Annotated in this window: 13 protein-coding genes and 4 tRNA genes; 13 read left to right on the top strand and 4 right to left on the bottom strand. The window is 54.4% G+C overall.

From position 1 onward, the window contains the following. Positions 1-72: 72 nt before the first annotated feature. From J2Y86_RS13725 to J2Y86_RS13710, 4 genes are all read right to left on the bottom strand, one after another. Positions 73-1,404 (bottom strand): sigma-54-dependent transcriptional regulator, encoded by a 1,332-nt coding sequence (locus tag J2Y86_RS13725; protein ID WP_253432172.1) that lies wholly within the window; start codon positions 1,402-1,404, stop codon positions 73-75. Positions 1,405-1,406: 2 nt separating this feature from the next. Further along, positions 1,407-2,996, bottom strand: a complete 1,590-nt coding sequence (locus J2Y86_RS13720) for a sensor histidine kinase (RefSeq protein WP_253440292.1) — start codon at positions 2,994-2,996, stop codon at positions 1,407-1,409. Then, positions 2,986-3,219: a PP0621 family protein gene (locus tag J2Y86_RS13715; protein ID WP_214378865.1), complete on the bottom strand. Its 234-nt coding sequence runs from the start codon at positions 3,217-3,219 to the stop codon at positions 2,986-2,988. The genes J2Y86_RS13720 and J2Y86_RS13715 overlap by 11 nt, the downstream gene beginning before the upstream one ends. 124 nt (positions 3,220-3,343) lie before the next feature. Beyond that, on the bottom strand, positions 3,344-4,366 hold the full coding sequence (locus J2Y86_RS13710) for an outer membrane protein assembly factor BamD (protein WP_253432169.1): 1,023 nt from the start codon (positions 4,364-4,366) through the stop codon (positions 3,344-3,346). 151 nt (positions 4,367-4,517) lie between these two features. Between J2Y86_RS13710 and rluD the strand changes: the two genes are divergently transcribed. The 13 genes from rluD to J2Y86_RS13645 all read left to right on the top strand — a co-directional run bounded on the left by rluD (position 4,518) and on the right by J2Y86_RS13645 (position 16,200). After that, positions 4,518-5,480, top strand: a complete 963-nt coding sequence (rluD, locus tag J2Y86_RS13705; protein ID WP_017340837.1) for a 23S rRNA pseudouridine(1911/1915/1917) synthase RluD — start codon at positions 4,518-4,520, stop codon at positions 5,478-5,480. Next, positions 5,477-6,202 carry a peptidoglycan editing factor PgeF gene (pgeF, locus tag J2Y86_RS13700; protein WP_253432165.1) on the top strand — a complete coding sequence of 242 codons (726 nt, stop codon included), beginning with the start codon at positions 5,477-5,479 and terminating at the stop codon, positions 6,200-6,202. Before rluD ends, pgeF begins: the two co-directional genes overlap by 4 nt. A 130-nt stretch (positions 6,203-6,332) precedes the next feature. Next, positions 6,333-8,897, top strand: a complete 2,565-nt coding sequence (gene clpB, locus J2Y86_RS13695; protein ID WP_253432162.1) for an ATP-dependent chaperone ClpB — start codon at positions 6,333-6,335, stop codon at positions 8,895-8,897. Between the two features lie 299 nt (positions 8,898-9,196). Then, positions 9,197-9,272, top strand: a tRNA-Asn gene (locus tag J2Y86_RS13690). 9 nt (positions 9,273-9,281) lie between these two features. Then, positions 9,282-9,358, top strand: a tRNA-Pro gene (locus tag J2Y86_RS13685). 5 nt (positions 9,359-9,363) lie between these two features. Then, positions 9,364-9,439, top strand: a tRNA-Lys gene (locus tag J2Y86_RS13680). 98 nt (positions 9,440-9,537) lie between these two features. Continuing rightward, positions 9,538-9,614: transfer RNA gene (locus J2Y86_RS13675), tRNA-Pro, on the top strand. A gap of 453 nt (positions 9,615-10,067) precedes the next feature. Continuing rightward, complete coding sequence (locus tag J2Y86_RS30460) at positions 10,068-10,196, top strand: hypothetical protein (RefSeq protein ID WP_437180662.1); 129 nt, start codon at positions 10,068-10,070, stop codon at positions 10,194-10,196. A 390-nt stretch (positions 10,197-10,586) separates the two neighbouring features. Next, the gene (locus J2Y86_RS13665) at positions 10,587-11,900 is read left to right on the top strand and encodes a flippase (RefSeq protein ID WP_253432159.1); all 1,314 of its coding nucleotides are present in this window, start codon (positions 10,587-10,589) and stop codon (positions 11,898-11,900) included. 1 nt (position 11,901) lies between these two features. Beyond that, positions 11,902-13,302 (top strand): hypothetical protein, encoded by a 1,401-nt coding sequence (locus J2Y86_RS13660; RefSeq protein WP_253432156.1) that lies wholly within the window; start codon positions 11,902-11,904, stop codon positions 13,300-13,302. 3 nt (positions 13,303-13,305) lie between these two features. Beyond that, on the top strand, positions 13,306-13,959 hold the full coding sequence (locus J2Y86_RS30205) for a CatB-related O-acetyltransferase (RefSeq protein WP_301308739.1): 654 nt from the start codon (positions 13,306-13,308) through the stop codon (positions 13,957-13,959). 3 nt (positions 13,960-13,962) lie between these two features. Next, positions 13,963-15,156 carry a glycosyltransferase family 4 protein gene (locus J2Y86_RS13650; RefSeq protein WP_253432154.1) on the top strand — a complete coding sequence of 398 codons (1,194 nt, stop codon included), beginning with the start codon at positions 13,963-13,965 and terminating at the stop codon, positions 15,154-15,156. A gap of 6 nt (positions 15,157-15,162) precedes the next feature. Further along, entirely contained in the window at positions 15,163-16,200 is a 1,038-nt protein-coding gene (locus J2Y86_RS13645; RefSeq protein ID WP_253432151.1) for a polysaccharide biosynthesis protein, read from the top strand. Position 16,201: the final 1 nt, after the last annotated feature.

The following is a 16,201-nucleotide window of genomic DNA, read 5'->3' as shown; positions in this document are numbered from 1 at the left end:
GGTCTTGTGTCGATCACAACACTTTCAATCGACTCAAATCCTGTGGGAGCGGGCTTGCCCGCGAAAAGGCCCTCAATCCAAACCGAATTTCTTCAGCCTGTAACGCATCGACCGAAACGACAAATTCAACCGCTGAGCCGCCGCCGTGCGGTTCCAGCGGGTTTCCTCCAGGGCCTGGAGGATGAGTTTGCGTTCGACGTTATCCAGATAGTCTTCCAGATTGTCGATCTGAGTCAGGTCCGGCACCCCACTGTCAGCGGTGCAGTTGCCTTCGGTCAGTCGCAGATCGGTGGCTTCGATTTGTTTGTTTTCGCACAAGGTGTGAGCCCGTTCGAGCATGTTCTCCAGTTCCCGCACGTTGCCCGGGAAGCGATAGCTTTTCAACGCTTCAAGGGCTTGCGGGTGGAGTTTTGCGGCGGGGTGGCCGGTGCCGGCGGCCAGGCGCTTGAGAACATGGCTAGCCAAGGATTCGATGTCATCGCGGCGTTCGCGCAACGGCGGAACTCGTAGTTCGATGACGTTGAGTCGGTAGTACAAATCCTGGCGAAAGCGTTCGGCGGCAACTTCAGCGGCGAGGTCTTTGTGGGTGGCGCACAGGATGCGCACATCGACCACGGTTTCCTGTTGCCCGCCCACGCTGCGAACGGCTTTTTCCTGAATCGCCCGCAACAGTTTTACTTGCATCGCCAGCGGTAAATCAGCCACTTCATCGAGAAACAGCGTGCCGCCATGGGCGGCCTGGAATAATCCGGGTTTGTCTTCGATGGCGCCGCTGAAGCTGCCTTTGCGATGTCCGAAAAATTCGCTCTCCATCAGTTCCGACGGGATCGCCCCGCAGTTCACCGGCACAAACGGCTGGTTGGCGCGCGACCCTTGTTCATGGATCAGCCGGGCGACCAATTCCTTGCCGCTGCCGGACTCGCCGCTGATGTACACCGGCGCCTGGCTGCGGGCCAGCTTGTCGATTTGTTTACGCAAATTGCGCATGGGCAACGAATCACCCAGCAAGCGACGATCGACGGTGACCCCCGGCGCGGGCATGCGCAGTGCACTGGTGACCAGTTCGCGCAGGCGGGCGAGGTCCACCGGTTTGGTCAGGAAGTCGAAAGCACCGGCCTTGAGCGCGTTGATCGCTGTTTCGAGGTTGCCGTAAGCGGTGATCATGGCCACCGGCAGTTGGGGATAGCGTTGCTGAATGTGTTGCACCAGCTCAAGGCCAGTACCGTCCGGCAGGCGCATGTCGGTCAGGCACAGATCGAACGTTTCGCGCTTCAACAGGGCCTGGGCTTCGCCAAGGTTGCGGGCGCTGAAAGTGTCGAGTTTCATTCGTCCCAGGGTGATTTCCAGGAGTTCGCGGATATCGGGTTCGTCGTCGACGATCAGGACTTTTTGCTGTGGGCTCATGTTCAACTTTGTTTCCGTCCGTGAGCAAAGGTGATGCGAAAGCAGCCGCCGCCTTGGCGTGGCTTGAAGTCTAGGCGGGCCTGGTTGCTTTCGCACAGTTCACGGGACAGATAAAGCCCCAGGCCTGTGCCTTGGGCGCTGGTAGTGAAAAACGGTTCGAACAGATGCACTTGCTGATCCGGCGCCACGCCGGGGCCATCGTCCAGCACTTCGATGATGGGCAGCTGGGTGTCGGGGTCGATGAACAGATCCAGCCAGACCTGCGCCTGATCGTGGGTTTGAGCGCTGTGGCGCCAGGCGTTGCGCAGCAGGTTGTCGAGAATCTGGGTCAGCTGGTTCGGGTCCATCAGGGTTTTGAAGTCGCCCGTGCCGATATGCAGGTGAATCTGCTGGCGGTCGAGCGCACCTTCGCGACTTTCTGCAACGAATTGTTCCAGCCACGGCTTCAGATCAAGCCGTTGCGGCACGGTTTGCTGGCGGCGGGACAGTTGCAGGACGTTTTCGATAACCCGATTCATGCGCTGAGAGTGATCTTGAATAATCTGGGTCAGACGTCGATCTGCGCCGTTCAGTTCCTCGGATTCCTGCAATAGCTGAGCGGCGTGACTAATGGCGCCCAGTGGATTGCGTATTTCGTGGGCGATACCAGCGGTCAGGCGGCCAAGGGCGGCGAGCTTCAGTTGTTGGGCCTGCTGGGCGATTTGCGCGAGGTCTTCGAGAAAGACCAGGGTTTGGTGGTGTGGGGTTTGGTCCAGTGCAATGAAGCTCGGCTGCAATTCCAGGCCGTTGCTGGAGACTTTCAGGCTTTGCGGACGCAACGTCGGGTTGTTTAACCACAGTTGCAGGCGTTCGACGAGCGTGGGTGAGCAGTCATCGATCCGTTGGCCTTCGAGGTTGTCCTGGCCCAGCAGGACTTGGGCGCTGTGATTGGCCAATTGCACGCGCCGCTGGTCGTCGAGCACCAGGATGCCGGTGCGCATGCGCTGCAGGATCAACGTATTGAGGGCTTCCAGGCCCACGACTTCACTGGCCCGTTGCTCGGCGAGGGTCTCGCTGACTTCCACACGCTGGATCAGCCCTTGCACGAGCAATGCCGCAGCAAAACACAGCGCTCCGAGCGTACCGACCTGCAGGTAATCGTTAGGGGTGGCGGGATGGCTGAAGCTCAGGAGAAAACTCAGTCCGACGATGCCGAGAGCGCCGACGGCGGCAATCAGCAGGCCGATACGACTTCGCAACAAGGCATTGCTGATGGCCACCGAGACGATCAGCAGGTTGCCGATGGCGCTGGCGACACCGCCGGCGGCATAGAACAGGCCGCACAGCAGCAGGACATCCATCAGCGCCAGACTGAACAGCTGCGCCGGGCGGCGCGTGTTCTCAAGGAACACCACCAGCAAAATGTTCAGGACCAGGTACAACCAGCTGCCACTGCGCAACAGGTCGTCATTGGAATAGGTCAGCAACTGGTTGTCCAAGTCGCTGGAGATCAGCAGCACCAGAGTGATGCCGACACTTAAACGGTAGAGATGATAAAGGCGCAGCAGTCGCTGGGCCTGTTTGCTGCGGGGACTGGACGTCTCAGCGATCACTGGTGCCAGGGCCTTGCTCAAGGTGAGCCTGGCTGCAATACCACTGTTGTTGAAGGCTCAGCGCGCGGTCGCGGGGCAGATGAACACCACAATGGGCGCAACGAACCATGGGCGCGGCTTCCAGTTCGGCCGAGGACTTGGGCACAGAGGGCTGGGCCTTGAACTTGCGCCAGAACCATACCGCAGCGGCAATCAGGGCGATCCAGAACAATAGACGAAGCATGGTGAACTGCTTTATGACGAGTGATCCTGCAGTTTAGCCAAGGACATGACGGGCGCACAGCGTAATAAATCGCTGAAATAAAAAGGGAGACTCAAGAGTCTCCCTTTTTGCACAACCCGGTGTGTCAGTCGAACACGCCGAAGGTCATGTAGCTGAACCACGAGCGGTCGCTGTTGTTGGCTTCGGACTCGTGTTCCTCTTCTTCGATCACGTCGCCATTTTCATCTTTAGGCTTGAGATCGTTCGGAATCGCGTCCTTGGCGTCTCGGAATTGTCTCTGCACGTCCTGGTTGGCGCGGGTTTCGCCTGGTGGCAGCGGTGGACGGGATTCGATCAGGCCCAGGGTGGCCTTGCTCAGCCACGAACGGTTATCGGCTTCATCCACCGACGGCACGAACTGACCGTCCACCAGGGTTGGGTGGTTCGGGTAGTTGAGCTTCAGGGTTTCGAGGCTGGTGGCCGCCAGGTCGTCCAGGTGCAGACGCTGATAGGCTTCAGTCATGATCGCCAGGCCGTCACCGACCGATGGGGTTTCCTGGAAGTTTTCCACGACGTAACGACCACGGTTCGCGGCAGCGACGTAGGCCTGACGGGTCAGGTAATAGTCGGCGACGTGAATTTCGTAGGCCGCCAGCAGGTTGCGCAGGTAAATCATGCGCTGCTTGGCGTCCGGCGAGTAGCGGCTGTTCGGGAAGCGGCTGGTCAGCTGGGCGAACTCGTTGTAGGAGTCGCGGGCAGCGCCCGGGTCACGCTTGGTCATGTCCAGCGGCAGGAAACGCGACAGCAGGCCGACGTCCTGGTCGAAAGACGTCAGACCCTTGAGGTAATAGGCGTAATCCACGTTCGGATGCTGTGGGTGCAAACGAATGAAACGCTCGGCAGCAGACTTCGCAGCCTCAGGCTCGGTGTTCTTGTAGTTGGCGTAGATGAGCTCGAGTTGAGCCTGATCGGCGTAGCGACCGAACGGATAACGCGACTCCAGCGCCTTCAGCTTGGCTGTGGCGGCGGTGTAGCTATTGTTGTCCAGATCGTGCTGAGCCTGCTGGTACAGCTCGACTTCGCTCAGGTTTTCGTCTACGACTTCCTTCGATGAGCAAGCAGCGGTCAATGCGAGGATGGCGATCAGCAGCAGGTGTTTCACTTGCATGGCGGCTTGCGTCCCTATGACGGCCGCTGTCTTGGGCGGGGCCGTCCTGTTATGATGAGCGCCCCGTTGAATAGCCTCGGGGCAAAAGACGCCGTATTTAACCACAAGCGCGCAGCCGAAACCAAAGGCTGTGCCGACGCCTAGTCCGAGCATGTCCGATAAAATTGAACTTCGCGCAGAGGTGCCGTCCGAATTGGGCGGCCAACGCCTCGATCAAGTCGCCGCACAATTATTCGCTGAGCACTCGCGCTCGCGCCTTTCCGCCTGGATCAAAGACGGCCGCCTGACTGTGGATGGGGCGGTAATCCGCCCGCGAGACATCGTTCACGGTGGCGCCATTCTTGAGCTGACTGCCGAGCAGGAAGCTCAGGGCGAATGGATCGCTCAGGACATCGAGCTGGACATCGTCTATGAAGATGACGACATCCTCGTGATCAACAAGCCTGCGGGACTGGTGGTGCATCCTGCCGCCGGCCACGCTGATGGCACCTTGCTCAATGCCTTGCTGCACCACGTGCCGGACATCGTCAACGTGCCCCGCGCCGGTATCGTGCATCGCCTGGACAAGGACACCACCGGTCTGATGGTGGTGGCCAAGACCATTCAGGCGCAGACGCAGCTGGTTACACAGTTGCAGAGCCGTAGCGTCAGCCGGATCTACGAGTGCATCGTGATCGGCGTGGTGACTGCCGGCGGCAAGATCAATGCGCCGATCGGTCGTCACGGTCAGCAACGCCAGCGCATGGCCGTGATGGAAGGTGGCAAGCAAGCCGTCAGCCATTACCGCGTGCTCGAGCGTTTCCGCTCCCACACGCACGTGCGGGTGAAGCTTGAAACCGGTCGTACGCACCAGATTCGGGTGCATATGTCCTACATCAACTTCCCGTTGGTCGGAGATCCTGCCTACGGCGGTCGTTTCCGAATTCCGCCAGCCGCCAGCCAGACCATGGTCGATTCGTTGAAGACGTTCCCGCGTCAGGCCTTGCATGCGCGGTTCCTGGAGCTGGATCACCCGACCACCGGTGTGCGCATGAGCTGGGAGTCGCCACTGCCGGATGATTTCGTCTGGTTGCTGACATTGCTCAAGCAAGACCGCGAGGCGTTCATCGGATGAGTGACTGGCTGATTCCCGACTGGCCTGCGCCTGCCGGGGTGAAAGCCTGTGTGACCACCCGTGCGGGCGGCGTCAGTCTGGCACCGTTCGACAGCCTCAACCTCGGCGATCACGTCGACGACAGCCCCGACGCTGTGGCCGAAAATCGCCGGCGCCTCACCGATCATTTCTCTATTCAGCCAGCCTGGTTGAAGCAGGTTCACGGCATTGTCGTGGCTCATGCGGACCCAGGACTTGTGGCCACCGCCGATGCCAGCTGGACGGCAACGCCCGGCATTGCCTGCGCGGCGATGACGGCGGATTGCCTGCCCGCATTGTTCTGCGACCGTGCCGGCACTCGCGTCGCAGCGGCCCATGCCGGTTGGCGCGGGCTGGCGGCGGGTGTACTCGAAGCGACGCTCGACACGCTGGCCGTGCCGCCAGAAGAAATACTCGTCTGGCTCGGCCCGGCCATTGGCCCGCAAGCCTTTGAAGTCGGCCCTGAAGTACGCGAAACCTTCGTCGAGCAACTGCCTGAAGCCGCCAAAGTCTTTGTGCCAAGTGCAAATGCGGGCAAGTTCATGGCCGATATCTACGAGCTGGCGCGCTTGCGTCTGGCTGTTCGCGGCGTTACCGCTGTCTATGGTGGCGGTTTCTGCACCGTGACCGATCCGCGCTTCTTTTCTTACCGCCGCAGTCCACGCACTGGTCGGTTCGCCTCCCTCGTTTGGTTGGAACGCTAGACTTAGCTGACCTGCATCAATAGATCGACGCTTGAAACTCCCAGAATCGACCGCATCTATAACGGTATCTGGCAGGTTTCTTCATTCAGGATGTTTTATAGGTCCGGCCTGCTCAAAAGGAAGGTGACCCATGCGTATAGATCGTTTAACCAGCAAATTGCAGTTAGCTCTATCCGACGCCCAATCGCTGGCCGTCGGCCTTGACCATCCCGGCATCGAGCCCGCGCACTTGATGCAGGCCATGCTTGAGCAGCAGGGTGGTTCGATCAAGCCCCTGCTGATGCAGGTCGGTTTTGACGTCAACAGCCTGCGTAAAGAGCTGACCAAAGAGCTCGACCAGCTGCCAAAAATCCAGAACCCCACCGGCGACGTCAACATGTCGCAGGATCTGGCGCGTCTGCTCAATCAGGCCGATCGCCTGGCCCAGCAGAAGGGCGATCAGTTCATTTCCAGTGAGTTGGTGTTGCTCGCCGCCATGGACGAGAACAGCAAACTCGGCAAATTGTTGCTCGGCCAGGGCGTAAGCAAGAAAGCCCTGGAAAACGCGATCAACAACCTGCGCGGCGGTGAGGCGGTCAACGACGCCAACCACGAAGAGTCGCGCCAGGCGCTGGATAAATACACCGTCGACCTGACCAAGCGCGCCGAAGACGGCAAGCTCGATCCGGTGATCGGTCGTGACGACGAAATTCGCCGGACCATTCAGGTGCTGCAACGTCGCACCAAGAACAACCCGGTGCTGATCGGTGAGCCTGGCGTGGGTAAAACCGCCATCGCCGAAGGCCTGGCCCAGCGCATCATCAACGGTGAAGTGCCGGACGGCCTCAAAGGCAAGCGCCTGTTGTCCCTGGACATGGGCGCACTGATTGCCGGTGCCAAATACCGCGGCGAGTTTGAAGAGCGCCTGAAATCCCTGCTCAACGAACTGTCGAAGCAGGAAGGGCAGATCATTCTGTTCATCGATGAACTGCACACCATGGTCGGCGCCGGTAAAGGCGAAGGCTCGATGGACGCGGGCAACATGCTCAAGCCTGCGTTGGCTCGCGGCGAACTGCACTGCGTCGGCGCAACCACGCTCAACGAGTACCGTCAATATATAGAGAAGGATGCCGCCCTCGAGCGACGCTTCCAGAAAGTATTGGTGGACGAGCCGAGTGAAGAAGACACCATCGCTATTCTGCGTGGCCTGAAAGAACGCTATGAAGTCCACCACAAAGTAGCGATCACCGACGGCGCGATCATCGCCGCGGCCAAGCTCAGCCATCGCTACATTACCGACCGTCAGCTGCCGGACAAGGCCATCGACCTGATCGACGAAGCCGCCAGCCGCATCCGCATGGAGATCGATTCCAAGCCGGAAGTGCTGGATCGTCTGGAGCGTCGCCTGATTCAGCTCAAGGTGGAATCCCAGGCGCTGAAGAAAGAAAGCGACGAAGCGGCGATCAAGCGCCTGGAAAAACTCCAGGAAGAAATCGTTCGTCTCGAGCGTGAGTATTCGGACCTCGAAGAAATCTGGAATTCGGAAAAAGCCGAGGTTCAGGGTTCTGCGCAGATCCAGCAGAAAATCGAACAGTCCCGTCAGGAACTGGAAGCAGCGCGCCGTAAAGGCGACTTGAACCGCATGGCCGAGCTGCAATACGGGGTGATCCCGGACCTGGAGCGCAGTCTGCAAATGGTCGACCAGCACGGCAAAAGCGAAAACCAGTTGCTGCGCAGCAAGGTGACCGAAGAAGAAATCGCTGAAGTCGTGTCGAAGTGGACCGGCATTCCGGTGTCGAAAATGCTCGAAGGCGAGCGCGACAAGCTGATGAAGATGGAAAGCCTGTTGCACCAACGTGTGATCGGTCAGGACGAAGCGGTGATCGCGGTTTCCAACGCGGTGCGACGTTCGCGCGCCGGGTTGTCCGACCCGAATCGCCCGAGCGGTTCGTTCATGTTCCTCGGCCCGACCGGTGTTGGTAAAACAGAGCTGTGCAAGGCATTGGCCGAGTTCCTCTTTGATACCGAAGAGGCGATGGTGCGGATCGACATGTCCGAGTTCATGGAGAAACATTCCGTGGCTCGACTGATTGGTGCGCCACCAGGCTACGTGGGCTATGAAGAGGGCGGTTACCTGACCGAGGCGGTGCGTCGCAAGCCTTATTCGGTGATCCTGCTGGATGAGGTCGAGAAGGCCCACCCGGATGTGTTCAACATCCTGCTGCAAGTGCTGGAAGATGGCCGCCTGACCGACAGCCATGGCCGCACGGTGGATTTCAAGAACACCGTGATCGTCATGACCTCCAACCTGGGCTCGGTACAGATCCAGGAGCTGGTCGGTGATCGTGAGGCTCAGCGCTCGGCGGTAATGGATGCGATTTCCACGCACTTCCGGCCGGAGTTCATCAACCGGGTCGACGAAGTGGTGATCTTCGAGCCATTGGCTCGGGATCAGATCGCCGGTATTACTGAGATCCAGTTGGGTCGTCTGCGCAGTCGCCTGACCGAGCGGGAACTGAAGCTGGAACTCAGCCCTGAGGCCATGGATAAGCTGATTGCGGTCGGTTACGACCCGGTGTACGGCGCACGGCCGCTCAAACGAGCGATCCAGCGTTGGATCGAAAACCCGCTGGCGCAGCTGATTCTGTCGGGGCGTTTCATGCCCGGCGATACCGCCAAGGGTGTCGTGGAAAACGACGAAATCGTCTTCGCCTGATCCACATCGGCAGCAAAATAGAAGAGGCCTCGCATTGCGAGGCCTTTTTTTCGTCAGGTTGTTGAACTGAAAGGAAAAGGCTTGTAAAGTGCGCCCCGCAGTAAGTCACCCCCCGAGGGTTTCCGCTCCCCAAGCAGGAATCTGAAATAAGTTGCAAATCATTAACTTGAAAGCGATTTAAGGGGTTGACAGAGGTGGTTAAGATTGTAGAATAGCGCGCCTCAGACACACGAACGCAGCGATGCGAACGGGTTGAAGAGGTGAAGCAAGCTTCACAGTTGTAAATTGAAATATGTAGTTCCGTGATAGCTCAGTCGGTAGAGCAAATGACTGTTAATCATTGGGTCCCAGGTTCGAGTCCTGGTCACGGAGCCAATTTCAAACCGGGGTATAGCGCAGTCCGGTAGCGCGCCTGCTTTGGGAGCAGGATGTCAGGAGTTCGAATCCCCTTACCCCGACCATTTTTGGGTCGTTAGCTCAGTTGGTAGAGCAGTTGGCTTTTAACCAATTGGTCGTAGGTTCGAATCCCACACGACCCACCATTTTTGAAACCAGTTAACGCTGGGATCAGATCTTAAGATCAGAGGCCAAAAGCACTGATCGAAGAAGGCGACTTTTTTAAAGGTCGCCTTTTTATTACCGGGGTATAGCGCAGTCCGGTAGCGCGCCTGCTTTGGGAGCAGGATGTCAGGAGTTCGAATCCCCTTACCCCGACCATATAAAAAAAGGCGTCCTTTATGGGCGCCTTTTTTTTTATATGTTGTTCCGTCCTGAATAAGGTTTTTACCTTCGGCCATATCTTCAGGAGGGCTCAGTGGGTTCGCGGTGAGGCGCCGTCAGTGTGATTGGGCGCTAACCTTTAAATTGTGTGTCGACAACCAGCTCGAAAAAAGGTGCGTTGAGTTTTGCATGTGCTCGGCTTCGCTGGGGCGTCCAGGACCGATCTACGGTTTTGGAGATGTCGTCCTGCTCACGCCGTCCGCCTTCGGCCAGTCTGCGCTGCAACCGCTGCTGCAACATCCCCTCTGCTTACTCCGCGCCTGCCTGGGCATCATCGTTGGTGACCCAGCTGGTGAGGGCAAAACCTGGCTCGCTTGCGGGTCTGCCGAAACGGCGGCAGTGCAAATTAACTGCGCCTGTCGCGTTTGATGTAGGAGATTGGTCTTGCCCATGGCGATGCTGATCGGCGATCCGCCCTTAAGCGACGCAATCCTCGACCGGCGAGTACCCAGCTTTTATCAGATCGAACTGAAAGGCGAGTCTATGCTCACGGCGAAATTGACGGCGGCGGGTACTTGAGACTAAGAGTGCAAGCCTGCGTCACTGCATTCCGACTGCCAGTCCAAATAGATGTGGATAAGGTGTCCAAGTGAGCATGGGTTGAGTTCCCGGCTGTCGTAGAATCCGCAGTGGCGGCTGCATGACTGCTTTTCGTGCAAAACCAGGGCTGTAAAATCTTGTATACTGACGCCCATTTCTTGCAGTGCTGTATGAAATTTTCCCTTGGGAACTTGGTTGGTGTGGTGAAATAACACTTGGCATAACGTGCTATCGCCTGGTGTGTTAATCGTGATGATGGGGGGGCTTGGTGATGAGGATTGAACCAGGCCTTTGAAGGGGATTTTTACAAAGCGCAATTTTTGAGGGTTTAAATTAGTGCGCCCCTAAAGAAAACAGCAGGTTGTTTAGATGAATGTTATTGAGGTTTCTGCAAGGCTACGGCGCTCATTGAAGATCAATGTAGAGTTTTTTGGCTTTTTAAAGAATTCCGGATGGTTGTTTTTTGATCGATTGGTTCGTCTCTTGCTGGGGGTGCTGGTTAGTGCCTGGGTGGCGAGATATTTGGGGCCGGAAAGTTACGGAAAACTGGCATATGTTTTCGCATTTTTAGCCTTCTTTCAAGTATTGGTAAGTGTCGGCCTGGATGGAATTGTTGTTCGTGAAATTTCACGAGATCAGACCCGAACCGATTTGGTACTTGGTACCGCATTAACCCTCAGAATAGCAACGGGATTGCTGGGGTGGTTGTTCGGTACATTGCTGGTCTGGGCGATTGGTGGCTTTGACAGTGCTGTACTATTTGCTCTTTGTGCTGCTGGTCTGACTTTTCAGGCCGCCGATACAGTTGATTTGTGGTTTCAAAGCCGCAGTCGCAGTGTGCGTACAGTCGTTTCAAAACTTTGCGCGTACGGAATTTCTAATGCGGCCAAAGTCCTGTGCATTGTGAATGAGGCACCGCTGACATACTTCGCAGCGATCGCTTCACTGGAAGTGGTTCTCTCTGCTCTAGCCCTTTACATTTCCTATAAAGGCGAATCATTAGGGCGTCCTTGGCGTTTTGAAGCTGAGCGAGTTGTACCTATGTTGAAAGAGTCATGGCCGGTGTTGGTGAGCGGTCTGGCAATCATCGCATATCTTAAGAGTGATCAACTCATGGTAGAGCATTTTATGGGTGTCGAGGCGCTAGGCATCTATTACTCTGCGGTGACGTTGACTAGCCTTTGTTATTTCGTTCCAGTCTTACTGAACACTAGTTCTGCCCCTTTTCTGCACCGCCTTGCGGCCAGTGATGCTGCAAAGTTTGACCGTTTGATGCGTCAATATTTTTCTGCGGTGTTTGTTATCGGGGTGATGGCTTTCTTGTTTTTGTATTTTCTCGCTGAACCCTTGGTATTACTACTCTATGGCGCTGACTATTTAGCTGCAGTAAGCGTTATCAAGGTCCACTCGTTGGCGGTTGTTTTTATTTTTATGGGGTCGGCGCAAAACAATTGGTTGATTGCAAAGAAACAAGTCAATCAAATGTTTTATAGAAGCTTGATTACTATCAGTATCGGCGTGCTTTTGAATCTGTGGTTAACACCACTGTTGGGGTTGCAAGGGAGCGCGCTATCTTTCGTTGTTGCGAGTGCGGTGGGGTTGTTTTTCTCTAATTTTTTTATTAATAGAGATCTCTTCCTTGCGCAAATAACCTGTTTTAGCTTTAAGAGATATAAGGCTTGATATGACGCAGATTAAAGTTGAAGAGAGTTTGCGAAATCCATTTTCCGTTGTGGATAGGGATGCGGTCCTGCTTGCCTATAATAATGTTTTTTTGCGAGGTGTTAAGGGAGAGCTGGCTCAGGATCTTCAGGAGGCATTGCGCTGCGGCCTCATAGATGAGTTGGTGTCGAAGAGGATGATTCCAGGCACCTTGAAGTCGGAAGTCGATATCGAGGGTTATGACTTGGTGTTGAGCCACGAAAAGCTGGAGTTCGTAAGCTATCCTCACGAGTGGTCCTTCTCAATGTTGAGAGATGCCGCGTATCTGGTGCTGAACATCTCCGAGATTGCGCATAAGTATGGTTTTCAACTAAAAGATCCGCATTCTTATAATATTGTTTTTGATGCCAACAAACCGGTATTTGTTGACGTTGGTAGCTTGGTCAGGTCCAGGGTTCCTGCATCGAAGGCAAAAATATCTACCTATCAAGAATTCTTGTCTTGCTATTACTATCCGTTGTACTTGTGGAGTAAGGGCGACATCTTTACAGCACGAAAGTGGATGCAGCGCTGGAAGATAATGACACCTGTTGAGTCGTTCGTGTCCTACCGTTTTGGTTTCGCGCCGAGAAAGCTGAAGGAGCTGCTGGCTAGATTCTATCGTTACGATGCTCGCTTACAGAGCTACGGCAATGGTCGAGTGCTCACGGGTCTAGCGGATACTCTAGTTCGTGCATTGCCATGGCGCGACAAGGCAACACTCACCTCCTTGCGCAAGCGATTGGGGAGTTTGGAACAACCCAAGGTCAAGTCGGCCTGGGGAGAGTACCATGGCATGTATGATGTCCAATCGGCGTTCCATAAACGTATTTCTACTATTGCCGATCTTGCGGCCGAGTTGGCGCCTGTCTCTGTTGTGGATATTGCTGGTAACCAGGGAGTAGTTCTCTCGGAAGTTGCCAAGCGGATGAATCTCGGAAAAGCTACTTGTGTGGACTATGACGTTCAGGCTATTGAGAACGGCTATATCAAGGCTAAAGATGATGGTCGCCTGAATTACGCTGTGGTTAACCCGTTTTACCCAGAGTGTAATAATTTTGAAACTCAACCTAGTAGTCGTTTTTCATCTGAGTTAGTGATGGCGTTGGCGGTAACTCATCACCTGTTTTTAGGTCAGGGTTACGATATTAATTACGTCTTCGGCAAAATCGCAGAGTACAGTACGCGTTATGTCATGATCGAATTTATGCCGCTGGGATTATATAGCAGCGTCACTCGTAAAGGAACGACTCCCCCTGATTGGTATACTTGCGATTGGTTTCGGGAAAATTTCGAGACGCACTTCAGGGTGCTCAATATCTTGGAGTTAGAGGAGAACAGAACTCTGTTCATAGGTGAACTTCCCGATAAAAAGGAGAGGTAGCCAATGGGGCTTGTCAGTCGCGCGACGTGGTTGCTTAGAAGGCAGTTGCTGAAACGCAAGGTTAAAGGTTTTTCTGCGGGCATTCGAAGTTTTGCCGATTCGCAGGTATGTTTTTCAGATCACGTTCGAATGATGGGGCGCACTATTCTCAGTGATGTCAAAATCGGGCGCTGTACTACTTTTGTGGACGCTGTCGTCTGTCGAGGGGTGGTGGGCTCATTTTGCAGCATCGGTCCTGGCACGACGATTGGCGGGTTAGGTGCGCATCCACTGAGCATGATCAGCACCAATCCTGTTTTTTATTCGACTTTGCGCCAATGCGGCATGACATTCTCTGACGCGGATTACTTCACCGAAATGAAGTCGGTCGTACTTGGTAATGATGTCTGGGTCGGCGCTAACGCCCTGATTTTGGGAGGGGTCACTGTTGGTCACGGCGCGGTGATCGCCGCTGGCGCCGTAGTCACAAAGGATGTGCCCGATTACTCTGTGGTAGGTGGAGTGCCGGCAAAAGTGATCAAGTACAGATTTACCGCAGAAGAGATTGCTCTTCTATTAAAGCTTCAGTGGTGGGCGCTACCCGATTCTGTTCTGAGCGCTCATGCGCAACTTTTCAGGAGCGGGGATGTTCAGGCGTTGTCGAGCGCCTTAGGGTGAATGATGAGTAACGTAGTGCTAGTGTCGACAAAATACCCGAAAGGTGCGGGTAATGAGTGGCTAACCAATGAATTGGCCGAGTACGCCGCAGCTCAAGAGCATGCTGTTTCAGTGGTGGTTTTGAGTTGGGACTATGATGATGGTCAAACCGAAAACTACACGGCAAATGACGTGGATGTCTTTCGTGTACGTTTGCCTGCATTCTTTTACTATAAGAATGTATTTTGTGCGTTTTTGAAAATACTTCTATTTTCATTCTATGCGCGCTTAAAAACCGGCCATGTTTTGCGCCAGGCAGATGTGCTAATCGCTTCTACGCCTTGTGTAGCTACTTGGGCTTTTTTTACCGGGCGGCCTCTTAAAGCAGGCGCGAAAAGCTTTCTTATCCTTTGGGATTTTTTTCCTTTCTACATGAATGGTCTCTGGGGTTGGAAGAAGGTGTCCTTCCCATTCTTTTTGTGGGTTGAGAACTACTTATACAAAAAGTTCGACTTTATTGGTTGTATGACCAAGGGTAATAAAGCCTTTTTGTTGGATAAGTACCGGGGTATAGACCCGCATCGAATCGTTGATCTGCCACTGTGGACAAAACAAGTTCCCAAGCCTGAACTGAGCAAGCAAAAGGCTCGCAGCATGTTGGGGATTGATGAAAAAGCTTTTGTCGTCATCTATGGCGGCGCTATGTCTGTGGTTCAGGGGCTTGACTGTATTGTTGAACTCGCTGATCGCTGTCGTGAAGACCGCGACATATTGTTTTTGATGGTGGGGCGTGGTTCAGAGCGGTCACGGTTGCAAGAGAAAGCTGCTGTTTTAGGATTGGTCAATATCCGCTTTGTAGAATTTGTTCCTAGGAATGAGTACGAAGCGTTTGTTTGTGCTAGTGATTTGGGACTTATCTCTCTTGCAGCTAGCCATCAGGTACCAAGTTTTCCATCTAAATCGATTGATTATTTGAAAGTTGGATTGCCAATATTAGCCTCTCTCGACACCTGTACGGATTTTGGAAATGTATTGGTGGAGGACATGCAGGCAGGACTATGGGTTGAGGCAGGTGATATCGATGCGCTTACCGCATCGCTATACAGTTTAAGATCTGATAGCGAGCAATTGGCTGTCTATGGTAAAAATGGCCGATCGTACTATGAAAAAAGTATGAATGTGTCTGTCGGCTATAACAATATTTTCAGATTTTTGTGAGGTTTTATGTCTTTTGATAATAAAGTATTGTTGATTACGGGCGGTACAGGGTCCTTCGGCAATGCTGTATTGAAACGCTTCCTGGATTCAAATATCGCCGAGATTCGCGTGTTTAGTCGTGACGAGAAAAAACAAGACGACATGCGTAAGCGCTATTCGAGTTCGAAGTTGAAGTTTTATATCGGAGATGTACGTGATTATCAGAGCGTACTCAACGCGACCCGTGGAGTGGATTATATATTTCATGCTGCGGCCCTCAAGCAGGTGCCTTCTTGTGAGTTCTATCCGCTGGAGGCGGTGAAGACCAATGTACTCGGGACCGAGAATGTGCTGGAGGCGGCCATTCAGAACCAGGTCAAGCGCGTGGTGTGCCTGAGTACTGATAAGGCAGTTTACCCGATCAACTCCATGGGTATCTCCAAGGCCATGATGGAGAAAATCATGGTCGCCAAATCACGCAATATCGACGATGAGAAAACCGTTATTTGCGGCACTCGTTATGGCAATGTCATGGCATCCCGGGGCTCCGTGATTCCACTGTTTATCGAGCAGATTCGGGCGGGGAATGCTCTGACTTTGACCGATCCCAACATGACTCGTTTCATGATGACACTTACCGATGCCGTGGATCTGGTGTTGTATGCTTTCGAAAATGGTCGCAACGGTGACTTATTCGTGCAAAAGGCACCTGCAGCCACAGTGGAAACACTGGCCAGAACGTTGGCCTTGATGCTCGGTGTCCCAGAGCATCCGATCCAGGTAATTGGCACGCGTCATGGTGAAAAACTCTATGAGGTGCTACTCAGCCGTGAAGAAATGGCCTGTGCCGAGGACAAAGGGGACTACTACCGTATACCTCCTGACCTACGAGATCTGAATTACTCCAAGTTTGTCGAGCAAGGGGAAGAGAAGATCTCCCGTACTGAAGACTATAACTCGCATAACACCGAGCGGCTTAATATGGATGGCATGCAAAACTTATTGCTTAAGCTTGACTTCATGCGTGCTATCCAGTGTGGCGAGCACGCTACTCCCGAGGAGTAAT

The organism is Pseudomonas migulae (assembly GCF_024169315.1).
GTDB classification, from domain to species: Bacteria; Pseudomonadota; Gammaproteobacteria; order Pseudomonadales; family Pseudomonadaceae; genus Aquipseudomonas; species Aquipseudomonas migulae_B.
This window is presented reverse-complemented; position numbering and strand designations above follow the sequence as displayed.

Bases quoted from the DNA above. Each gene is read 5' to 3' on its own strand.
- J2Y86_RS13725 (WP_253432172.1), bottom strand. From the start codon at position 1,404: ATGAGCCCACAGCAAAAAGTCCTGATCGTCGACGACGAACCCGATATC.
- J2Y86_RS13715 (WP_214378865.1), bottom strand. From the start codon at position 3,219: ATGCTTCGTCTATTGTTCTGGATCGCCCTGATTGCCGCTGCGGTATGG.
- J2Y86_RS13710 (WP_253432169.1), bottom strand. From the start codon at position 4,366: ATGCAAGTGAAACACCTGCTGCTGATCGCCATCCTCGCATTGACCGCT.
- rluD (WP_017340837.1), top strand. From the start codon at position 4,518: ATGTCCGATAAAATTGAACTTCGCGCAGAGGTGCCGTCCGAATTGGGC.
- pgeF (WP_253432165.1), top strand. From the start codon at position 5,477: ATGAGTGACTGGCTGATTCCCGACTGGCCTGCGCCTGCCGGGGTGAAA.
- clpB (WP_253432162.1), top strand. From the start codon at position 6,333: ATGCGTATAGATCGTTTAACCAGCAAATTGCAGTTAGCTCTATCCGAC.
- J2Y86_RS30460 (WP_437180662.1), top strand. From the start codon at position 10,068: ATGGCGATGCTGATCGGCGATCCGCCCTTAAGCGACGCAATCCTCGAC.
- J2Y86_RS13665 (WP_253432159.1), top strand. From the start codon at position 10,587: ATGAATGTTATTGAGGTTTCTGCAAGGCTACGGCGCTCATTGAAGATC.
- J2Y86_RS13660 (WP_253432156.1), top strand. From the start codon at position 11,902: ATGACGCAGATTAAAGTTGAAGAGAGTTTGCGAAATCCATTTTCCGTT.
- J2Y86_RS30205 (WP_301308739.1), top strand. From the start codon at position 13,306: ATGGGGCTTGTCAGTCGCGCGACGTGGTTGCTTAGAAGGCAGTTGCTG.
- J2Y86_RS13650 (WP_253432154.1), top strand. From the start codon at position 13,963: ATGAGTAACGTAGTGCTAGTGTCGACAAAATACCCGAAAGGTGCGGGT.
- J2Y86_RS13645 (WP_253432151.1), top strand. From the start codon at position 15,163: ATGTCTTTTGATAATAAAGTATTGTTGATTACGGGCGGTACAGGGTCC.